This window comes from Amycolatopsis sp. NPDC051372 (assembly GCF_040682095.1).
Lineage (GTDB): Bacteria > Actinomycetota > Actinomycetes > Mycobacteriales > Pseudonocardiaceae > Amycolatopsis.
This window is the reverse complement of the sequence record NZ_JBFBAF010000020.1, coordinates 9,596-29,948: the sequence shown is the minus strand read 5'-3', so window position 1 is coordinate 29,948 and position 20,353 is coordinate 9,596. Positions and strand designations below refer to the sequence as shown.

General features: G+C 70.0%; 21 protein-coding genes. 15 read left to right on the top strand and 6 right to left on the bottom strand.

Annotation, left to right across the window (positions count from 1 at the left end):
- Positions 1-9: 9 nt before the first annotated feature.
- On the bottom strand, positions 10-612 hold the full coding sequence (locus AB0M56_RS28105; protein WP_364180982.1) for an ABATE domain-containing protein: 603 nt from the start codon (positions 610-612) through the stop codon (positions 10-12).
- A gap of 116 nt (positions 613-728) precedes the next feature.
- On the opposite strand from AB0M56_RS28105, the gene AB0M56_RS28100 reads away from it, so the two are divergent.
- From AB0M56_RS28100 to AB0M56_RS28085, 4 genes are all read left to right on the top strand, one after another.
- Positions 729-1,595, top strand: coding sequence for a DUF427 domain-containing protein (locus AB0M56_RS28100; protein ID WP_364180979.1), 867 nt, complete (start codon positions 729-731; stop codon positions 1,593-1,595).
- Positions 1,596-1,685: 90 nt separating this feature from the next.
- Positions 1,686-3,392: an MOSC and FAD-binding oxidoreductase domain-containing protein gene (locus AB0M56_RS28095; protein ID WP_364180976.1), complete on the top strand. Its 1,707-nt coding sequence runs from the start codon at positions 1,686-1,688 to the stop codon at positions 3,390-3,392.
- 25 nt (positions 3,393-3,417) lie between these two features.
- Entirely contained in the window at positions 3,418-3,846 is a 429-nt protein-coding gene (locus AB0M56_RS28090; protein WP_364180973.1) for a VOC family protein, read from the top strand.
- 212 nt (positions 3,847-4,058) lie between these two features.
- Positions 4,059-4,820, top strand: a complete 762-nt coding sequence (locus AB0M56_RS28085) for a formylglycine-generating enzyme family protein (RefSeq protein WP_364181417.1) — start codon at positions 4,059-4,061, stop codon at positions 4,818-4,820.
- 1 nt (position 4,821) lies between these two features.
- Here AB0M56_RS28085 and AB0M56_RS28080 read toward each other — a convergent pair whose 3' ends face one another.
- The 3 genes from AB0M56_RS28080 to AB0M56_RS28070 are packed head-to-tail and all read right to left on the bottom strand — an operon-like array spanning position 4,822 to position 7,367.
- On the bottom strand, positions 4,822-5,346 hold the full coding sequence (locus AB0M56_RS28080; RefSeq protein ID WP_364180970.1) for a TIGR00730 family Rossman fold protein: 525 nt from the start codon (positions 5,344-5,346) through the stop codon (positions 4,822-4,824).
- 18 nt (positions 5,347-5,364) lie between these two features.
- On the bottom strand, positions 5,365-6,447 hold the full coding sequence (locus AB0M56_RS28075) for an enolase C-terminal domain-like protein (protein WP_364180967.1): 1,083 nt from the start codon (positions 6,445-6,447) through the stop codon (positions 5,365-5,367).
- Positions 6,447-7,367, bottom strand: coding sequence for a 2-dehydropantoate 2-reductase (locus tag AB0M56_RS28070; RefSeq protein WP_364180964.1), 921 nt, complete (start codon positions 7,365-7,367; stop codon positions 6,447-6,449). Before AB0M56_RS28070 ends, AB0M56_RS28075 begins: the two co-directional genes overlap by 1 nt.
- Positions 7,368-7,472: 105 nt before the next feature.
- Between AB0M56_RS28070 and AB0M56_RS28065 the strand changes: the two genes are divergently transcribed.
- The 4 genes from AB0M56_RS28065 to AB0M56_RS28050 all read left to right on the top strand — a co-directional run bounded on the left by AB0M56_RS28065 (position 7,473) and on the right by AB0M56_RS28050 (position 12,140).
- A complete protein-coding gene (locus tag AB0M56_RS28065) occupies positions 7,473-8,072 on the top strand; it encodes a TetR/AcrR family transcriptional regulator (RefSeq protein ID WP_364180962.1) in 600 nt (199 codons plus the stop codon).
- Between the two features lie 110 nt (positions 8,073-8,182).
- Positions 8,183-9,502 (top strand): NAD(P)/FAD-dependent oxidoreductase, encoded by a 1,320-nt coding sequence (locus AB0M56_RS28060; protein WP_364180959.1) that lies wholly within the window; start codon positions 8,183-8,185, stop codon positions 9,500-9,502.
- 94 nt (positions 9,503-9,596) lie between these two features.
- Positions 9,597-10,355, top strand: a complete 759-nt coding sequence (locus tag AB0M56_RS28055) for an SDR family oxidoreductase (RefSeq protein WP_364180956.1) — start codon at positions 9,597-9,599, stop codon at positions 10,353-10,355.
- Between the two features lie 60 nt (positions 10,356-10,415).
- Positions 10,416-12,140 carry an FAD-dependent oxidoreductase gene (locus AB0M56_RS28050; RefSeq protein WP_364180953.1) on the top strand — a complete coding sequence of 575 codons (1,725 nt, stop codon included), beginning with the start codon at positions 10,416-10,418 and terminating at the stop codon, positions 12,138-12,140.
- Between the two features lie 37 nt (positions 12,141-12,177).
- On the opposite strand, the gene AB0M56_RS28045 is transcribed toward AB0M56_RS28050, so the two are convergent.
- Together AB0M56_RS28045 and AB0M56_RS28040 are read right to left on the bottom strand one after the other, a co-directional pair.
- Positions 12,178-12,507, bottom strand: a complete 330-nt coding sequence (locus AB0M56_RS28045; RefSeq protein ID WP_364180950.1) for a cupin domain-containing protein — start codon at positions 12,505-12,507, stop codon at positions 12,178-12,180.
- Positions 12,508-12,557: 50 nt separating this feature from the next.
- Complete coding sequence (locus AB0M56_RS28040; RefSeq protein WP_364180947.1) at positions 12,558-12,992, bottom strand: cupin domain-containing protein; 435 nt, start codon at positions 12,990-12,992, stop codon at positions 12,558-12,560.
- Positions 12,993-13,236: 244 nt separating this feature from the next.
- Here AB0M56_RS28040 and AB0M56_RS28035 point away from each other — a divergent pair, with 244 nt between their 5' ends.
- The 7 genes from AB0M56_RS28035 (at position 13,237) to AB0M56_RS28005 (ending at position 19,797) form a co-directional block, all read left to right on the top strand.
- Complete coding sequence (locus tag AB0M56_RS28035; protein ID WP_364180944.1) at positions 13,237-14,016, top strand: IclR family transcriptional regulator; 780 nt, start codon at positions 13,237-13,239, stop codon at positions 14,014-14,016.
- A gap of 113 nt (positions 14,017-14,129) precedes the next feature.
- The gene (locus AB0M56_RS28030) at positions 14,130-15,155 is read left to right on the top strand and encodes a LacI family DNA-binding transcriptional regulator (RefSeq protein ID WP_364180941.1); all 1,026 of its coding nucleotides are present in this window, start codon (positions 14,130-14,132) and stop codon (positions 15,153-15,155) included.
- A gap of 127 nt (positions 15,156-15,282) precedes the next feature.
- Positions 15,283-16,056, top strand: a complete 774-nt coding sequence (locus AB0M56_RS28025) for an SDR family oxidoreductase (protein ID WP_364180938.1) — start codon at positions 15,283-15,285, stop codon at positions 16,054-16,056.
- Positions 16,057-16,087: 31 nt separating this feature from the next.
- The gene (locus AB0M56_RS28020) at positions 16,088-16,729 is read left to right on the top strand and encodes a DNA-3-methyladenine glycosylase 2 family protein (RefSeq protein WP_364180935.1); all 642 of its coding nucleotides are present in this window, start codon (positions 16,088-16,090) and stop codon (positions 16,727-16,729) included.
- Between the two features lie 42 nt (positions 16,730-16,771).
- Positions 16,772-17,119: a UBP-type zinc finger domain-containing protein gene (locus tag AB0M56_RS28015; protein WP_364180932.1), complete on the top strand. Its 348-nt coding sequence runs from the start codon at positions 16,772-16,774 to the stop codon at positions 17,117-17,119.
- Between the two features lie 534 nt (positions 17,120-17,653).
- On the top strand, positions 17,654-19,297 hold the full coding sequence (locus AB0M56_RS28010; protein ID WP_364180929.1) for a RecQ family ATP-dependent DNA helicase: 1,644 nt from the start codon (positions 17,654-17,656) through the stop codon (positions 19,295-19,297).
- A 77-nt stretch (positions 19,298-19,374) separates the two neighbouring features.
- Positions 19,375-19,797 carry a DUF5709 domain-containing protein gene (locus AB0M56_RS28005; RefSeq protein WP_364180927.1) on the top strand — a complete coding sequence of 141 codons (423 nt, stop codon included), beginning with the start codon at positions 19,375-19,377 and terminating at the stop codon, positions 19,795-19,797.
- Positions 19,798-20,353: the final 556 nt, after the last annotated feature.

The following is a 20,353-nucleotide window of genomic DNA, read 5'->3' as shown; positions in this document are numbered from 1 at the left end:
TGTGCCCTCTCATCCGGCTTGCTGGTCGTGGGTCCGGCGGTAGTGGCGGGCGACCCGCACGCGGTTCCCGCAGACGTTGCCCGCGCACCACTGGCGACGCCGGTTCGTGGCGAGGAACAACATCGTGCAGTCGGGGTTCGCGCAGCGGCGCAGCCTGGCGAGGCGCGCGGGGTCGGCGAACAGCTCGATCGTTTCGCGCGCGATGGCCGCCAGCGCGACGTTGCCGCCGTGCTCGCTGTGCCAGCGTGTGTGCGTCTCCCAGGCCTCGTGCGCTTCGAGCCGCGGGCTCGTCGGCACGGCCGCCGCGACCGCGTTGACCTCCTCGAGCGACGCCGGCGCGGGCCCGCGGCCGTCGAGGTGCGCTTCGAGCAGGTCCCGGATCGCGGACCGCAGCCGGCGCGTGGGCACGAGGCCTGGTGCCGCCGACCCCGGCAGCCGCGGCAGCTCCAGCCGCCACCAGGCGGCGCTGCGCTCGGGTGAGGCGAGGAGGTCGCCGTCGCCCGACTCCGTCGCGGCCGCGAGCGTGTCGGCGAGATCCAGCGCGACCAGCGGCTCGCCGCCCATCGGGAAGCCCGCCCGTTGCATGTCCTCCAGGCTGACGCTACTGCTCATGACACGAGTGTACGCATTAGTCATCGCTGTCGACAAGTTTTTGAAGGGGCCTTGCGTTCGTTATGCTAACGGATATACAGTCCGCAAATCCGTTAGCGAAAAGGAAGGCGAAAGTCATGGGACTGGCATGGCAGCAGGGACCGCTTTCGACCAGGTCGGTCGGGAGGTTCCTCACCCCGGAGCCGTTGCCCGAGCGGTTGCTCTTCGTGGAGCCACTGCGCAGGCGGATGCGGGTCCGGTTCGGTGGTGCGTGGATCGTCGACAGTGAAGACGTGCTGCTCCTGCACGAACCGGGCCACTACCCGGTGGCGTTCTTCCCGAAGACCGCCGTCTCCGACGGCGTGCTGGAGTCGAGCGGCCGCGTGACGAAGCACCGCGAGCTGGGTGACACCACGTGGTACACGGTCGCCGCCGGCGAAGGCCGCGCCGAGCGTGCGGCGTGGGAGTACACCGGGTTGCCGGAGTACGCCGACGTGCTGAAGGACCGCGTCGCCTTCGCGTGGCGCGCCATGGAGGCCTTCTACGAGGAAGACGACCGGATCGTCGGCCACGCCGCGGACCTCTACCACCGCAACGACATCCGCAGCACGTCACGGCACCTCGTGGTCCGCGACGGTGACCGCGTCATCGCCGACACGCACAACCCGGTGGTGCTGTACGAGTCCGGCTTCGCGCCGCGCTGGTACGTGCCGCGCGAGGACATCGTGGATGGCGCGCTGACCCCGATCGAGGGACAGACGTTCTGCCCGTACAAGGGACTCGCGAGCTACTACGACATCGGCTCGCACGCCGGCGCCGCCTGGTCGTACGAGCAGGCCTGGACCGAGGTCGAGCGCGTCTCCGGCCTGGTGTCCTTCGAACCGGACAAGATCGAGGTCTACCTCGACGGCGCGCGGCAGTCGCTGGAGCCCGGCCAGACCGTGATCGCGCACGGTGTCGACCGCGGCCTCGACACCGACGAGATCGAGAAGCGCACCGCTTGAGGTGCCGGCCTTACCGAATCCGAACGAGCCGGGGAAACCGGTGGTAACCGTGTCACAGTGGTACGTCGTCGCGGCGCAGGAGGTGCTGGCATGACCGCAAAAGTGCTGTCGGTGAACGTGGGCCTGCCGAAAAACGTGTCCTGGCAGGGCAAGACCGTCTACACGGGAGTGTGGAAGCACTCCGTCGACGGCCCGGCCATGGTTCGCCGCCTCAACATCGACGGCGACGGCCAGGGAGACAAAGGCGGTCACGGCGGCGAGCAGCGAGCCGTGTTCGTCTACCAGATCGGCTCGTACCGCCACTGGGAGCAGCACTTCGGCCGCGACGGCCTGGAGTACGGCTCGTTCGGCGAGAACCTCACCGTCGACGGCCTGCCCGACGATGAGGTGTGCATCGGCGATCGCTACCGCATCGGCGAGGCCGAGTTCGAGGTCACGCAGCCGCGGGTCACGTGTTACCGCGTCGGCATGCGGCTCGGCGAGCCGGAGCTGCCCGCGCTGCTCGTGGCCCACCACCGGCCGGGGTTCTACTTCCGCGTCATCCGCGAGGGCCACGTCGCGGCCGGCGACCCGATCGTGAAGACGCGCACCGGGCCGGGCGCGCTGAGCGTGGCCGACACCGATGCGTTGCTGTACCTGCCTGAGAAGAACGGCGAGAAACTGCGCGTCGCCGCGGGGATCCCCGCGCTGAGCCCGGGGTGGCGGCAGTCGTTCGAGGAGCTGCTGGGCATCGGGACCGTCGCTCAGGGACCCGCGTGGGAGGGCTTCCGCCCGCTGCGCGTCACGGCGGTGCGGCCCGAGAGCACCTCGGTGACGTCGGTGTATTTCGAGGCCGAGGACGGCAGCGCGCTGCCCGCCGCCCGGCCCGGGCAGTACTTGACGCTGCGAGTCCCGGGCGCCGCCACGCCGGCCCCGGTGCGCAGCTACTCGATTTCCTCCGCGCCGGGCTCCGACGGCTACCGCATCAGCGTGAAGCGCGAGGGCGCGGCCAGCACCTTCCTGACCACGCAGTTGGCGGCAGGCGCGGTGCTGGACGTGGCCGCGCCGCGAGGCGACTTCGTGCTCGGCGACGGTTCTTCGCCGGTGCTGCTCGTGTCCGCCGGGATCGGGGTGACACCGGTGCTGGCGATGCTGCACCAGCTGGCCGCACAGGGCAGCACCCGCGAGGTGTGGTGGATCCACGGCGCGCGCGGGCCGGCGGAGCACCCGCTGGCCGCCGAGGCCCGGGAGTTGCTCGCCGCGTTGCCCGGCGGCCGCGCGGACATCTTCTACAGCGCCGCGACGGCGGAGGAACGTACCTCGGCCGGAGCCCATTCCGGGCGGCTCACCAAGGACGCGCTGGTGGAGCTGGGTGTGCCCGCCGACGCGTCGGCGTACCTGTGCGGCCCGGCGGCGTTCATGACGGACATGACCGCTGCCCTCACCTCGGCGGGTCTGGCCGCGTCCCACATCCACAGCGAGCTGTTCGGCGCGCTGGACGCCATCAACCCCGGCCTTGTCGGCCAGGCCCCGCGCCCGCCGCACGCGCCGGAGGGACCGCCCGGAACCGGGCCGACCGTCACGTTCGCGCGCAGCGGCATCTCGGCCCCGTTCCCCGGCGGCAGCCTGCTGGAACTCGCCGAGTCGTGTGACGTGCCTGCCCGCTGGAGCTGCCGCAGCGGCGTCTGCCACACGTGCGTGACGCCCGTGCTCTCCGGTTCCGTCGACTACTCGCCTTCGCCGCTGGAGCCGCCGGATCCGGGGCAGGCGCTGGTGTGCTGCTCCACCCCGCACACCGATCTCGTCCTGGACATGTAACCCCGTGCTCGAAAGGAACACCACCATGAACTGGGCTCTCGAGGTCCTCACCCTGGCTGTCAGCGACGTCGACAAATCGCTGAAGTTCTACACCGACCAGGTCGGGTTCTCCCTCGACGTCGACTACCACCCGCAGGACGGCTACCGCGTCGTCCAGCTCACCCCGTCCGGCTCCGCCTGCTCCATCCAGCTCGGCACCGGCCTCACCGACGCCGCCCCGGGCTCGGCGCGCACCACCTACCTCGTCGTCACCGACCTCGAAGACGCCCGCGGCGAGCTCGCCGGGCGCGGCGTCCCCGTCGGCGACTTCCGCCACAAGGCCGGCCTCGCCGACTGGCAGGGCGACTGGGCGCCCGGCCTCGACGCCGACCGCCGCGACTACGCGAGCGCCTTCGACTTCGCGGACCCGGATGGGAACACGTGGGTGGTGCAGGAGATCGGGTACCGCGCCTGACGGGTCGGCGGATGTGCCGAAACTGCCGTTGCTTGTGCGGGAAGTGTCGGAAGATGTTCGGGAAGTTACTGTGCGGGTGAGGAGGTTCCCATCCCGTGTCCGAATGTTGTCCGCCTTCGCGCTCTTCGCACCATTCCCTGGCCGCCGAGGTTCCGGCCGGGCCCGCGACCAACGCGGACGGTTTGCTCACCTTGCCCGGCGGCAGCTTCCGGATGGGGACCGACGACGCCGACGGTTTCCCCGACGATCGGGAAGGCCCGGTGCGGGAAGTCACGGTGGCGCCGTTCGCCATCGACGCCTACGCGGTGACCAACGCACGCTTCGCCGAGTTCGTCGAGGCCACCGGGCACCGGACGGAGGCCGAGGATTTCGGTTGGACGTACGTGTTCGCGAAGTTCGTGCCCGGTGCGCTGCGCAAGATCTCGCCGCGGCCGGAGCAGACCCCGTGGTGGTGCGGCGTCGCGGGCGCGTATTGGCAGGCGCCGGAAGGACCGCACAGCAGCGTCGAGGACCGGTGGGACCACCCCGTTGTCCACGTGTCCTGGAACGACGCCCTGGCCTACTGCGCGTGGGCCGGGCGTCGGCTCCCGACCGAGGCCGAGTGGGAGTACGCGGCGCGAGGCGGGCTCGACCAGGCGCGGTTTCCGTGGGGTGACGAACTCACCCCCGGCGGCGAGCACCGGTGCAACATCTGGCAGGGCCGGTTCCCCGTGCACAACACGGAAGAAGACGGCCACGTCGGCACCGCGCCCGTGGATGCGTTCTGGCCCAACGGTTTCGGCCTGTACAACGTGTCCGGCAACGTCTGGGAGTGGTGCGCCGATCGGTTCGACCCCGAAAACCGGTCCATGCGCGGTGGGTCGTACCTGTGCCACGAGTCCTACTGCAACCGCTACCGCGTCGCCGCCCGGACGGGCAACACACCCGATTCTTCCAGCGGCAACACGGGTTTCCGTACCGCCGCCGACATCTGAGTCAGGACTCGAGGTAGGCCAGCACGTCGGCGGGTTCGGCGGCGAAGTGCACGAGGTCGTCGAGCCGCAGCGGCAGGAAACCGTCGTCTTCCATCCGGCGCAGCTGCAGGATCAGGCCGTCGTAGAAGCCGTCGGTGTTGAGCACCACGATCGGCTTGTGGTGCAGCCCGTGCTTCTTGAGTTCCAGGACCTCGGTGACCTCATCGAGCGTGCCGAGGCCGCCGGCCAGCACGACCACGGCCTCGGAACGCGAGAGCAGCAGCGCCTTGCGCTCGGCCAGGTCCGCGGTGATCACCATCTCGTCGGCGTTCTCGCGGGCCGCGGCGCGCATCAGCTCGACCGAGATCCCGACGAGGCGCCCGCCCGAAGCCCGTACGCCGTCGGCGACGACCTTCATCAGGCCGCTGTCGGACCCGCCCCACACCAGCGTGTGGCCGCCTTTGCCGACGAGGTCGGCGAACTCGCGCGCGGGCTCGGTGTAGCGCTCGTCGAGGTCGGCGGCGGAGAGGAAGACGCAGATGTTCATGGCCGGACTCTATAAAGCTCAGCCCACGCGGTACCGCGCGACCGCTTCGGAGTCCCACTCCAGGCCGTTGCCAGGGCGGTCGGACGGCGTCGCGTGGCCGTCGGCGATCCGCAGCGGTTCACGCAGGATCGGGGCGGCCCAGTCGACGTACTCCAGCCAGTGCGCGGTCGGTGTCGCGGCCAGCAGGTGCACGCTGACCTCGGGGAACAGGTGCGAAGACAGCGGGGTGCCACGCGTGCCGGCCAGGGCGGCGGCGTCGCGCCAGCCCGTGACGCCGCCGATGCGATCCAGGTCGGGCATGACCAGGTCACTCGCGTCGTGCTCCAGAGCGACGGCCATCGCGCGCGGGCCCGCGAAGTTCTCACCGATCTGCACGGGGGTGCTCACGGTGGCGGTGAGCCGGGCGTTGGCCGCGTAGTCGTCGTGGCGCACGGGTTCTTCGAACCACGACAGGCCTTCGTCGTCGAGCGCGCCGCAGCGGGCGAGGGCGTCGGGCAGGTCGAGGGCCTGGTTGTAGTCGGCCATGACTTCGATGTCGGGGCCGACCGCCGCACGGACGGCGCGCACGGCGACCAGATCGTCGGCGGCGGGGCGACCGAGCCGCATCTTGACCGCGCGGAAACCTTCGGCCACGAGTTCCTGGGCTTCGTCGGCCGCGGCCGACGGTTCGATCATGCCGAGGCCGTTGCTGTTGTACGCGGGGATCGGTTTCAGTGGCGCGCCGAGCAGCCGCGCCAAGGGCAGGCCCGCGGCGATGGCCATCGCGTCCCAGCACGCGGTGTCCACGAGCGACACCACCGCGGCGACGAGCCCTTGCACGCCGAGCAGTTTGAACCTCGCTTCGAGTGTTGTCCGCACGGCCGCGGGATCGGCCGCGGTGCCGGCCAACGCCTCGTGCACGCCGCGGACCAGTGCCGCGGCGGCGTGGCCGGCGTTTTCGAGGTAGCAGAACGAATACGCCCGCCCGGTCACACCTTCCTCGGTGTGCAGGTCGAGCAGCAGCAACGGCGCCGCCGTGACGCGCGCGGCGCTGGTACCGAGCGGCCGGCGCATCGGCACCAGGACGAGCGTGGCTTCGACCGACTGGATCGTGAGGGACATCAGTGGTGGCCTTCGCTGTGCACCGCGAGGATGTCGGTGATGGCGCGGTTGCACGGCGTCGGCACGCCCAGCGCCTTGCCGCGCTCGACGACGTCGCCGCTGAGCCACGTGACCTCGAGCCGGTTGCCGCGTTCGAGGTCGTGGTGCATCGAGGACGTCATGCCTTCGGGCACGCCGTCGGTGAAGGCGAGCCGGTCGTCGGCGTAGTCGGCGGGCAGCGCCACGCCCTGGGCGCGCGCGACCTCGACGACCTCGGCCATCACGTCGTGCAGGAACGCCCTCGAGCGCGGGTTGGCGCGGATCGGGCCGATCGTGGTGCGCGCGGTGCTCGTGGTGCCGGAAAGGCCGACCAGGAACACGAACTTCTCCCAGATCGTCTGTTCGATCTTGGTGCTGATCTCCACGTCGATGTTGCTTTCCGCGCACGCGTCGTGGAATTTCTGAACACGCGCCGAGGTGGTGCCGTCGTACTCGCCGAACACCAGCTTCTGCAGCGTGCCCGTGTGCCGGATCACGCCCGGCTCGGCAATCGTGGCGGCGATGTAGCACACGCCGCCGATCACGTGCTCGGGCCCGAGGACGCGGCGCAAGATGTCGTCCTTGACCACGCCGTTCTGGAACGACACCACGGCCGTCTGCTCGGTGAGCAACGGCTTGATGAGCTCCGCGGACGTCTCGGTGTCCCACAGCTTCACCCCGAACAACACGAGGTCGGCGGGCGCCAGCCGGGTCGGATCGTCGGTCACGTCGATCTTCGGCAGGTGCAGGTCGCCGAACGGGCTCTCGACCTTCAAGCCGTTGGCGCGCAACGCTTCGAGGTGCTTGCCGCGGGCGATGAAGCTCACGTCGTGGCCGCCTTGGGCCAGCCGCGCCCCGAAGTAGCCGCCCACTCCGCCGGTGCCCATCACCACGACCCGCATGTGATCCCCTTAGTTGATCGTTCGTCCAAGTTGTGTGCCCTGGTGTTTCTACCACGGTGGAATAGTGGTGTCGATATTCTTGAACGCTTACTCTACTATTACGACGTGGGACGCACACGCACCTTCGACGTCGACGAAGCCCTCGGCGTCGCCCTGGACACCTTCTGGCAGCGCGGTTACGACGCCACGTCGATCCAGGCGCTGTGCCAGGCCATGGACATCCAACCCGGCAGTGTCTACGCCGCGTTCGGAAACAAACACGACCTGTTCGTCGCCGCACTCCGCTCCTACGCGGCCACCGTGTCCGCCGAGGCCGTCGAGCGGCTCAACGTCGCTCCCAGCGGCATGGCCGGCCTGCGCGACTACTTCGCCCACCTCGTCGACGCCATGGTCGACGGCCGGCGCCGCTGGGGCTGTCTCGTCACCAACTCGCTCGTCGAACTCACCGACCGCGACCCCGGTTTGGCCGCGATGTTCGAACAACACCTCGCCAACCTCCGCACCGCCTTCGCCGGTGCCCTCACTCGCGCTCGCGCCGCCGGCGAACTCCGCCCGGGTGCCGGCCCCGAATCCGCGCCCCTGCTCGTGGCTGTGGTGCAGGGCATGAACGTGCTCGCCAAGACCACCCCGGGCCGCGTCACCCTGCAGTCGATCGCGGACAGTGCCCTGGCCGGCCTCGCCGCGGAGGCTCCTGCCTCGGTCTGAGGCCGTTGGGCGTCCACCTCGTGACGGTGCCCACTCGAACGGGGCAAACCTGTCACATCCGGCATCGCTGTCTTGTCTCTCCTGTGCAGGGCGAGAGAGCGAGGAGCGAAATGCGCAGGATCCTGGTGGTCGGCGGCGGGTACGCGGGTTTCTACGCGGCCTGGGGACTCGAGAAGCGGTTGCGGCCGTCGGAGGCCGAGCTCACTGTCGTCGACCCGCGGCCGTACATGACGTACCAACCGTTCCTGCCCGAGGTCACGGCCGGGTCGATCGAGGCGCGCCACGCGGCGGTGTCGCTGCGGCGGCACCTCAAGCGCACCCGGATCGTGGCGGGAGCGGTCACGGAGATCGACCACGCGAACCGCCGCGTGGTCGTGCGACCGGCCGAGGGACCGGAGTTCGAGCTGGAGTACGACGAGATCGTGGTGACGGCCGGCGCCGTCACGCGCAAGTTCCCGATCCCCGGCGTCACCGAGGAGGCGATCGGGATGAAGCACGTGGAGGAGGCCGTCGCGATCCGTGACCGGCTGCTGACGTCGTTCGACCGCGCGTCGGCGCTCGAGTCGGGGCCGGCGCGGCGGAAGCTGCTCACCGTGACGTTCGTCGGCGGTGGCTTCTCGGGCGTCGAGGGCTTCGCGGAGCTGCTGTCGTTGGCGACGGCGCTGCTGAAGTCGTACCCCGAGATCAGCCGCGACGAGCTGAGCTTCCACCTGGTGGAGGCCCAGGGCCGGATCCTGCCCGAGGTCACCGACAAGCCGGGGCGGTGGGTGGTCCGCTCGCTCGAACAGCGCGGCGCCCACGTGCACCTCAACACGCAGCTGCGCTCGGCCGTCGACGGGCACGTGGTGCTCTCGACGGGCGAGGAGTTCGATTCCGCACTCATCGTGTGGACGGCGGGCAACGCCGCCAACCCCGTGGTGCACAACCACACCGACCTGCCGATCGACGAGCGTGGCCTGCTGGTCGTGCGCGCCGACCTGCGGGTGGGCACCGAGACGGACCCGGTGCCCGGAGCGTGGGGCGCCGGTGACGACGCCGCCGTGCCGGACCTCGCGTCGCCGGTGGCGGGGGCGCGGACGGTGCCGAACGCACAACACGCGTTGCGCCAGGGCAAGCTGCTTGCTCGAAACCTCACCGCGCATGTTCGCGGGCGCACACCCAAGCCGTACGTGCACCACGGGCTGGGTTCCGTCGCGACGCTCGGCATCGGCAAGGGCATCTTCCAGTACCGCCGGATCGTGATCACGGGCCTGCTCGCGTGGCTCATGCACCGCGGTTACCACGTGCTGGCCGTGCCGAGCTGGGAACGCAAGGTCCGCGTGCTCGCGATCTGGCTCACGGCGGCGTTCTTCGGCCGCGACATCGTGTCGCTCGCGTCGGTCGAGCACCCGCGCGACGCGTTCGTGTCCGGAGGTGACCCGATCAGGTGATCCGCGGCGGCGCTGTCACAGATCCGCGGTCCGCCTTGTCGAGGCTGGTGCGAAGTCCCCGGGCCGGCCGGGGACACCCAGCGAAAGGCGCATCATGAGGATTGTCGTCATCGGCGGTACCGGCCTGATCGGCTCGCGGGTCGTGAGCCTGCTGACGGAGCACGGCCACGAGGCGGTTCCGGCGTCGCCCAGCTCCGGCGTGAACACGGTGACGGGCGAAGGCGTCAAGGAAGTACTGGAGGGCGCCGACGTGGTGGTGGACGTATCGAACTCGCCGTCGTTCGCCGACGACGACGACGTGATGGCCTTCTTCCGCGCGGCCACCACGAACCTGACCGAGGCCGCCAAGGGCGCGGGAGTGGGCCACTTCGTCGCGCTGTCGGTGATCGGCAGCGACCGGTTGCCCGAATCCGGCTACCTGCGCGCGAAGGTCGCCCAGGAGGAGCTGATCAAGGGCTCCGGCCTGCCGTACTCCATCGTGCGGGCCACGCAGTTCTTCGAGTTCGTCGGCGCGATCGCCGACGGCGGCACGGAGGGCAACGTCGTCAAGCTCCCCGACGCGGGCATCCAGCCGATCGCGGCGTCCGAGGTTTCCGGTGCCGTCGCGAAGGTCGCCGCCGGCTCGCCGCTGGGCGGCATGACCGAGATCGGCGGGCCCGAGGTCTTCACCATGGAGAGCTGGGTGCGCGAGGCCCTGACCTTCCGCAACGACCCGCGTGAGGTCACCGTCGACCCCGAGGCCCGCTACTTCGGCGAAAAGCCGGGTCCGAAGGGCCTGCTGCCCGACGAGGGGGCCCAGCTCGGGCAGATCAAGTTCGCGGACTGGCTCCCGGCCAACCCGCCCAGGAAGTGATTCCTCGCGCGGGTGGTCCCGTTCCGGTGCCACCCGCGCATCCCGTTAGGAGGGAACGCGATGACAGAACAGCAGGTCGCGACGTCGGTACTGGTGATCGGCACGGGCGGGTCCGGGTTGCGCGCCGCGATCGAGCTGGCCGAGCGGGGCGTCGACGTGCTCGTGGTCGGCAAGCGGTCCAAAGGCGACGCCCACACCACGCTGGCCGCCGGCGGCATCAACGCGGCGCTGGCGACGATGGACACCGACGACAGCTGGCAGCAGCACGCCGCCGACACCATCAAGGAGAGCTACCTCCTGGCGCACCCCGACACGGTGCAGGTCGTCACGCAGAACGCCGCGCGCGGTATCGAAGACCTCGAACGCTGGGGCATGCCCTTCGCCCGCGAGGCCGACGGCCGCATCTCCCAGCGGTTCTTCGGCGCGCACACCTACCGGCGCACCGCGTTCGCCGGTGACTACACCGGGCTGGAGATCCAGCGCACGCTCGTGAACCGGGCGGCACAGCTCGACGTGCGGATGCTCGAAAACGTCTACATCACGCGAATCCTGGTGCAGGACAACGTGGTCTTCGGTGCGTACGGCTTCGGCCTCGACGACGGCACCCGCTACGTGATCCACGCCGACTCGGTGATCCTGGCGGCCGGCGGGCACACGCGCATCTGGCGCCGCACGTCTTCGCGGCGCGACGAGAACACCGGTGACTCGTTCCGTCTCGCCGTGCTGGCCGGCGGCCGGATCCGCGACCCGGAGCTGGTGCAGTTCCACCCGTCCGGGTTGCTGGAGCCGGAAAACGCGGCGGGCACTCTCGTGTCGGAAGCCGCTCGCGGCGAGGGCGGGCAGCTGCGCAACGCGTTGGGCGAGCGGTTCATGGAGCGCTATGACCCGGAGCGGAAGGAACTGTCCACACGCGACCGGGTGGCTTTGGCCGCCTACACCGAGATCAAGGCGGGCCGTGGCACGCCGAACGGCGGCGTGTGGCTCGACGTGTCGCACCTGCCGCGCGAGACGATCATGCAGCGGCTGCCGCGGGTGTACCAGACATTGCTGGAACTGCAGATGCTCGACATCACGAAGAGCCCGATCGAGATCGCGCCCACGGCGCACTACTCGATGGGTGGCGTCTGGGTGCGCTCGTCCGACCACGGCACGGGTGTCGAAGGCCTGTACGCGATCGGTGAGGCGGCGAGCGGTCTGCACGGTGCCAACCGGCTCGGCGGAAACTCGCTGATCGAGCTGCTGGTGTACGGCCGGATCGTCGGCGAGGCGGCGGCAGAGTACTCGGCTTCGCTGGCTGCGCAACGCCGTTCCGCCGGCGCGCTGGCGGAGGCTCGCGGTGAGGTCGACGAGCTCCTGGCGGCCGACGGTCCGGAGAACGTGCGGGCCCTGCAGCGTTCCTTGCGCAACACGATGACCGAGCACGCGGGTGTCGTACGTGACGAGGAGGGTCTGCTCGCGGGACTGTCCGAACTGGACGCGCTCGAGGATCGGGTGAAGAACGTCGGGGTCCACCCGGACCTGGCCGGGTTCCAGGACCTGGCGCACGCGTTCGACTTGAAGTCCTCGGCGCTGGCCTGCCGGGCGACGCTGGAGGCCGCGGTGGAACGGCGCGAGACGCGCGGTTGTCACAACCGCTCGGACTACCCGGAGCTGGACGAGTCGATGCGGGTGAACCTCGTGTGGTCCGGGCCCGGGCGGATCGAGCGGGAAGAGTTGCCGCCGGTGCCTGCGGAGATCGCGGCGTTGATGCGGGAGGTTTCCTCGGAAGGGAAACTGGTCGAGTGAGATGAGGGGGCTCTCCCTGGTCGGGAGAGCCCCCTGTTTATTGGGGTTGCACGACATTCGTGAAGAGGATTGCCGCGTCGGTTTCGGCTTCGATGCGATGCCGTCGCTCGGGGAGCACGAGGAAGTCGCCGGGTGCCGCGCCTTGGCTTTCGGTATCGGTGACGAGGCGGATGTGTCCGAGCAGGACGAGCACGGTGGCCTCGCCGCCGTGGTGTTCGTGTTCGTGCAGGTGTTCGCCTTCGCTCAGCGCCATCACGGTCTGGCGCAGAGCGTGCTCGTGTCCACCGTGGACGGTCACCGCGCTGCGCCCGGAGGACGCCTGCGCCGCGAGCCCGGCGTGGGTCTCGGCGAGGGTGATCAGGTTCATGGCGCTCCTTGCCGAGGGGGCCGGCTTTCATGGCCGGCCCCCGTTCCGGGTCACGGGCGGGGCGCTCGCAGGTGCTTGCGCTGCTCGAGCTCCTTGTCACTTACCGGGATGAGCATCGGCTGTCCCGGCGCGCAGAACATCGTGACGACGAACTGGGACTCGGCGTCGTCGAGGTTGTTGCCGTCCTGGTAGTGGATCACGTCGAACCCGGGCTCCCAGAACGCTTCCCCGGCCTTCATCACCCGCTCCGGGTCGCCCTCGAGCTCGAAGATGATCTCGCCCTTGAGTACGTATCCGAACGCCGGCCCGGAATGCCGGTGCGGCGGCGCCCCGTCACTCCCGGGCGGCAACGTGACCAGGATGGTCATCGGCACGGCCCCCTCGGGCGCCGCCGGCGCCCCCTCCGCGGTCGCCACCAGCTCGATCTTCGGCGGCGGCGCGCTCGACTTGGGGTTCGGCAGGTGGTGCGAATGTTCCACGCTCATGAGCTTCCTTCACGGACCTGGTGTCGGTTGTCCTTCCGAGAGCTGAGACAAGACGTGGCCGCGATCTGTGACAGCGGTGCGGCTCCTTGCGGTGTCTCCACCAAGAATAGTGCGATGAAGGACATCTGGCGTTCGAGAACGAACAACCTGCGCGCTCGATGGTGATCGGCGATCACTCCGATGCCGTCCGGCAGAGCCGGACACTTCCCGGCCAGAACGCCGGCACCCGACCTATCGTGGGCAGATGGATGAAACGCGTGGTGGCGTCGCGTCGGTGGTGAGGGCCTGCAAGGTGCTGCGCGCCTTCTCGCCCACGGTGGGTGTCCTGTCGGTCCGGCAGGTCTCGGCCCGCGCGGACATCCCGCGCAGCACCGCCCACGAGCTGTGCCGCACCCTCGTCGCCGAGGGCATGCTGGAGGATTCCGGCAACGGTTACCAGCTCGGCCCGCTGCTGTTGGAGCTCGCCGGCCAGATCATCGAACGCACCGGCCTCGTCCGCGCGACCGAAGGCATCCTCGACCGCCTGGTCCGCGCGCCCGAGCAGGAGGCGCACTTGGGCCAGCTCACGCAGGGCTGGGTCGTCTACCTCGATCGCAACGCCAGCACCTGCAAGGTCCCGATGCACAACCGCGTCGGCCAGCGCGCCCCCGCGCACCTCACCGGGTGCGGCAAGGCGGCGCTGTCGTGGCTGCCGTTCGACAAGGTCGTGGCCCACGTGGAGAAGTGCTGTGCGGAGAGCTCGACGCCGCCGCCCGACCTCGACGAGCTCGAAGCCGAGCTGGTCCGCGCGCGGCAAGACGGGTTCCTGGCGTCGAGGTCGTTCCAGAAGGACCGGATGTCCGTCGCGGCGGCGATTTTCGACGCGTCGGGCCACGCGGTCGGCGGCGTCTCGCTGGCCGGCCCCGCGACGATGTTCACCACGGCCGTCGTGGCGTCGGCCCGCGCGTCGGTGACCAACGCGGCCGGCCTCATCAGCGCGCGGCTCATCAACGATTCGGCGCGCTGGGCGAGCACCCCGCGCTGACTGAAATCGTTTGCAACACAATGTGCGGCACCTGCGCCCGTTACGTCGAGACCGGCGCGGAAATCGCACCCGAAATGGGCGGGTCGCTCGGCACCTCTGCGTATACTGCCGTCGTGCGAAGAGCGACCTTGAAGGACGTGGCCGCGCGCGCCGGGGTCCACGTCGCGACCGCGTCGAGGGCCCTCAACGAGACCAGTCGCCACCTGGTGAACAGCGCGACGCTCGACCGTGTGCTCCGCGCCGCCACCGAGCTCGGCTACTCCGGCAACCTCAGCGCCCGCACGCTCCGCACCGCCCGGTCGATGGCGATCGGCATCCTGCTGCCGGACCTGACCAACCCGATCTTCCCGCCGATCGTGCGCGGCGCCGAGGACATCCTGCGCGAGCGGGGCTACAGCACGTGGATCGCCAACACCGACGACGACCCGAAGATCACGGCCGCGTCGATCGAAGCGTTCCTCTCGCGTGGCGTCGACGGGTTCATCTCCGCCGGGTCGCGCCTCCACGACGACGCCGCCGAGCAGATGGCCGGCCAGGGCCACCCGCTCGTGCTGGTCAACCGCACCGTCGACCGCCGCGACATCCCGTCGGTCACGGCCGACGACGACCACGGCGTCCGCCTCGCGCTCAGCCACTTCGTGGAGCTGGGCCACCGCAAGATCATCCACCTGGCGGGCCCGCAGGATCTGTCGACCGGCGTGCATCGCAAGCGCGCCTTCGTGCAGGGCCTCGCCGACCACGGCCTCGACCGCGAGCCCGAACGCGTGGCGCAGTGCGACGCGTGGTCGCAACGCGAGGGACATCGTGTCCTCAGTGGACTCCTGCGCGACGAGAAGATCGACTTCACCGCGATCGTCGCGGGAAACGACCTGATCGCCCTCGGCTGTTACGACGCGTTGCGCGAACACGGAATGACGTGCCCGCACGACGTGAGCATCATCGGCTTCAACGACACCCCGTTCATGGACCACGTTTCCCCGCCGATGACGACTATCCGCATTCCGCAGTACGACTTGGGTCGCGAAGCCGCGAAACTTCTCGTCGACAACCTGGAAAACCCCGAGCAGGGGCCGCGGTCGATCGTGCTGCCGGTCGAGCTGGTCAACCGGCGTTCCACGGCGCCGTTGCGCGCGAACTGACCCGAATTGCCGTTGCCCTTCCCATTGTGAACGATTGCAGCCGGGTAGTGAGCAGCAGTGGCTCCCGGCTTGGCACCCCGCCTAGGCTTCTCCCGAGAAGCACGACCGACGCTTGAAGGAGTCTCCGATGGACCTGCTGCTGCGCGGCAAAACGGCGCTCGTCACCGGTGCGAGCCGGGGGATCGGGCTGGCGGTGACGCGGGCGTTGGTCGAGGAGGGTGTGCAGGTCGTCTCGGCGGCGCGCAACGTCGACGGGGATCTCGAGGAACTGCCTGTCGAGACCGTGGCGGTCGACCTCGGCACGCCCGACGGCGCGGCGCGGGTGGTCGAGGAGGCCGTGGCGCGCGTGGGCGGGATCGACATTCTGGTCAACAACGTCGGCGCCGTGCGGCCCCGGCCTGACGGCTTCGTCTCCGTCACGGACGAAGACTGGCTGGCGACGTTGAACCTCGACTTCATGTCGGCCGTGCGCACCACGCGGGCGGCGCTGCCCTCGCTGCTGGAGCGGACCGGCGCGATCGTCACGGTGTGCTCGGTCAACGCGACCTTGCCCGACCCGCTGGTGATCGACTACAGCGCGGCGAAAGCGGCATGCCTCAGCTTTTTCAAGTCCCTGTCGAAGGAAGTCGGCGCGCGAGGCGTCCGCGTGAACACGGTCAGCCCGGGCCCCGTCGCCACGGACCTGTGGCTGGGCAAGGGCGGCGTCGCCGAGACGGTCGGGGGCGCCGTGGGCGCGGAGCCCGGCAACGTCGCGGCGAAGGCGGCCGCCGGCTCCGTGACCGGCCGGTTCACCCGGCCCGAGGAGGTCGCGGACCTGGTGACGTTCCTGGCCAGTGGCCGCGTCGGCAACCTCACGGGCGCCGACATCATCCTCGACGGCGGCCTGACGCAGACGATCTGAACCCCGTCTGACCTGGGGTAACATCCCGCTGATGACACCCGAGGAGCACCTGCGCCACGCCGACCCGGTCCTCGGCCGGGTCATGGACGAGATCGTCGGGCCGCCGCCCCGGCTGCCGCCCGACCCCGCGCTGGCCGGCGACCCGGACATCCCGAAGGACAACTACGGCGTGCTCGTGCGCGCGATCGTCAGCCAGAACATCTCGATCCACGCGTCGCGCGCCATCTTCCGCAAGCTGAAGGACCGCTTCGGCGGCCGGCTGCCGACGCCGGAAGAGCTGCTGGCCGACGATCCCGAGCAGCTGCGCCGGGCCGCCGGTCTTTCGCGCGCGAAAACGGTGTCGCTGCGCTCGCTCGCCGACTGCATCCTGGCGGGGCGCCTCGACCTCGACGCGCTGAACGAGCTGCCCGACGACGAGGTCGTCGCGCAGCTCGACGTGGTCAAGGGCATCGGCGTGTGGACCGCGCAGATGTTCCTGATGTTCCACCTGCACCGCCCTGACGTGCTACCGACCGGTGACCTCGAGCTGCGCCGCAGCGTCGAGCGGGCCTACGGGCTGCCCGCCCGGCCGACGCCCGCGGAGCTCACGCGCGTGGCCGAGCCGTGGCGGCCGTACCGCACGCTGGCGTGCCTGTACCTCTGGCAACTGGCCGAGCAGGCGCCACGGTTGTGATTAAGCTGGTGCCACAGGACTTTTCGCGCAAAGGAGAAACACGTGGAGGGTGTCGACCCCACGGTGGCGCCGAGCGGCAACGGCTGCGCCGACTGTGATGCGGCCAGTCCGCAGGGCTGGTGGTTCCACCTGCGCCGCTGCGCGCAGTGCGGCCACATCGGCTGCTGCGACTCGTCGCCCGGCCAGCACGCCAGTGCGCACGCCGCCTCGTCCGGCCACCGCATCGTCCGCAGCTTCGAGCCGGGCGAGGAGTGGTTCTGGGACTACGCCGAGGAAGTGATGTACGAACGCGGCCCCGAACTGGCCGCCCCAACGCACCACCCGCTCACGCAGGCCGCACCCGGCCCGGCCGACCGCCTGCCGGCGAACTGGGCCGAGCAGCTTCACTGACTCGGTTCGGGGCTGCCCGGTCGTGGTGACGGCCGGGCAGCCCGGGCCGAGCAGTGCCTTTGATCGTCGGCGCGGCTGCTCGTGCTGCCGGTGGAGCTTGCCGAGATGCTCGGCCCAGAGACCTGCCGGTCGTAGAACGGAGAGCTTCTTCCCGGGTGAGCGGGTAGAACCCGGGTCCGGCGTCGTTGCCACCGAGGTACGGGACGAGTGCGCTGATCAGCAGTCCGCACGACTCGTCGAAGGCGTTCGCGGAGATCCGCTCCAGAAGAACCCGATTGCGGCGCGCTCGGCGTCCAGGCCGAAACCAAAGCCTCGTGTGTCCGTCCGGTTCACCAGAGCCTGCGTTGAACTCCGCGTACGAAGTCGCCCAGCCCATGACCGTCCGCTCGGCCAAGCACGCTCCGTCGATCTCGGCCGGCCGGTCCCACTCGTCGCCATCGCGCGTGTAGTAGGGCGCCGAGATTTCGCCGCACCGCGCACGGCCTCCTGAGCGTGCCGTACGGGAATCAACTGGCCGGCAGTACCTTCGACACCATGACCAGCTCACGTCCGAATCCCACCGACGTCGCGGGTGCGTTGTTCGATTTCGCACTTCGGCCCTCACAGGTGCAGGCGGCCGACGCGGCCGCGGCGGGGCGGGACACGTTGGCGGTGCTGCCCACGGGCAGCGGGAAAAGTGCCATCTACCAGGTCGCCGGCCTCGCCCGCGGTGGGTTGACGGTGGTCATCTCGCCGCTCATCGCGTTGCAGCGCGACCAGTTGCGGTCCATCGCCGGACGCCCGTACGGCGACCGGACCATCCACGCCGAGCTCCTCAACTCAACTCAGAAGGTCCACGAGCGCCGCGAGACGCTGGCGCGGCTGGAGAAGGGCGCGCTGGACTTCGTCTTTCTGGGCCCTGAGCAGCTCATCAACGCCGAGACGCGTGCGGCGATCACCAATGTCACGTTGTTCGTGGTGGATGAAGCACATCTGGTGAGCGAATGGGGACAGGAGTTCCGCCCCGAGTACCTGCGGCTGACCGACGCGATCGCCGAGTTCGGCCGGCCGCCGATCCTCGCGTTGACGGCCACGGCGTCGCCGCCCGTGCAGGCGGACATCACGCGCCGGCTGGGGATGCGCGACCCGCAGGTGGTGATCGCCGATTTCGACCGGCCGAACATCTCGCTCTCGATGCGCCCGACGCAGCCCAGCAAACCGGAGGCGCGGGCCGTCGACGACCGGTGCGTCGACGTCCTCCTCCAGCACGACACCCCGGCGCTCGTCTACGCCCTCACCCACGCCCGCTGCGAGTCCCTCGCCGACCGCCTGCGCCTCGACGCCTTCCGCTCCGCGCCCTACCACGGCGGCATGACGGCGGCCACCCGCGCGCAGGTGCAGGACGACTTCTTCGCGGGGAAGCTGGACGTCGTCGTCGCCACGAGCGCGTTCGGGATGGGGATCGACAAGCCCGACATCCGCACGGTCGTGCACGCCGGTGTGCCCGCGAGCATCGACGACTACTACCAGGAGATCGGCCGCGCCGGCCGCGACGGGGAGCCCGCCGTGGCCGTCCTCGTGCACGACCCGCGCACCATCCGCATCCCGCGCCTGCTCGCCGCCCGCACGCACCTGGGTGAGGAGACCGTGCACCTGGTGGTCGACGCGGTCGAGAACTCGCCTCGGCAAGCGACGCTCACCGACCTGACCGCCAGCGCCGGGGTGCCCGCTCACGCCGTCGAGCGGGTGGTCAACGAGCTGGCGGAGCTGGGTTTCGTCGGCGTCACGGGGTCGGGCCACCACCGCGTGGTGGAATGCGAACAAGAACTCGCACCACCGGCCGAGCTTGCCGACCAGCTCGTCGACCTCGACCTGCGCCGGCAGGCCGTGCTCACCAGCCGGATCGAGGCCGCGCGCGGATACGCCGAAAGCACGCGGTGCCGCCGTGCGGAACTTCTCGCATACTTCGGTGAGAACTACACACCGCCGTGTGAAAACTGCGACAACGACCGTTCGGCGCACACCACCGAACACCAGCGCGCCGACGTCTCCGGCGGTGCCCCCGTGCACCACCGCCTGTGGGGAGACGGACAACTGTTGTCCCAGGACGAACACGAGTTGCTCGTTTACTTCCCCAGCGTGGGCTACAAGCACCTCACCGCGTCGACGATCTCGTCCGGCATCCTCCAGCCGCGCTGAACAAGAGCCCGCGGGCTCGCCTGGTAACTTCCCGACTCGGGCGCGAGACTGGGTGCGCCCGGAGAGAGGAGCCGTTCGTGGACGACGACATCGAGGACAATGCCGACACCGGCGTGCTCGACCCTGAAGACACCCTCGAGGACGGCGATCCGTACGACGAGGGCTACTCGCCGCCGGAGAAGCCGTACGAGGTCGACGAGTTCGGCACCACGCCCGAGGAAGAGCGCGAAGGCGAAAGCTGGGAGGGCCGCCTCGCCCGCGAGGTGCCCGACGTGCAGCCCGAGGAAGGCGACGACCTCGGCGACAGCGAGGACACCGACGGCGAACTCATCGACGGCGAACTCGGCGACTTCCGCGCAGGCCGCCTCGTCGCCGCCGACGAGGGCTCCGGCGAAGACTCCGACGAGGAGCTGTACGCCTCCGACGTCGGCATCGACGGCGGTGCCGCCTCCGCAGAGGAAGCCGCCGTCCACGTGGTCGACGACCCCGAGGACTACTGAGAACCGCCGGCAACCGCTGAGGTCAGGGTGGTGCGGGATTTCCCACACCACCCTGCCCGGCTGACGCGGTCCGCACAGCGCGGCGGGCAGGGCCTCGGCCGGAGGTGTGGTGCAAGGGAGACCGCGTGACAGCTTCGTCGCGGTCCCGACGTTCCCGCCACCTCTCGGTCGGGTTCCGCAGGGAGGCTGAGTGGGGCGCCGCTGAAGACGGCGCAACCGCCTCGCCGAGGTTCCGGGGTGCACCGCGCCGTTTGATCGGATTCCGCGTGCCGCGAGCGAACTGGCCCGTGGCGCAGGGGAGCCGGCGCGCCTTCCTCGCAGAGGTTCCGCCATGCACGCCGCCTGTGGTCGGGTTCGGTCGGCCAGGAGCGAACTTGGGTGGGGTGCCGCTGGACATGGCGCAGCTGCCTCGCTGAAGCTCCCGAGGTTCACCGAGCGCCGCGGTCGGGTTCGGCTGGCTAGGAGCGAACTTGGGTGGGGTGCCGCTGGACATGGCGCAGCTGCCTCGCTGAAGCTCCCGAGGTTCACCGAGCGCCGCGGTCGGGTTCGGCTGGCT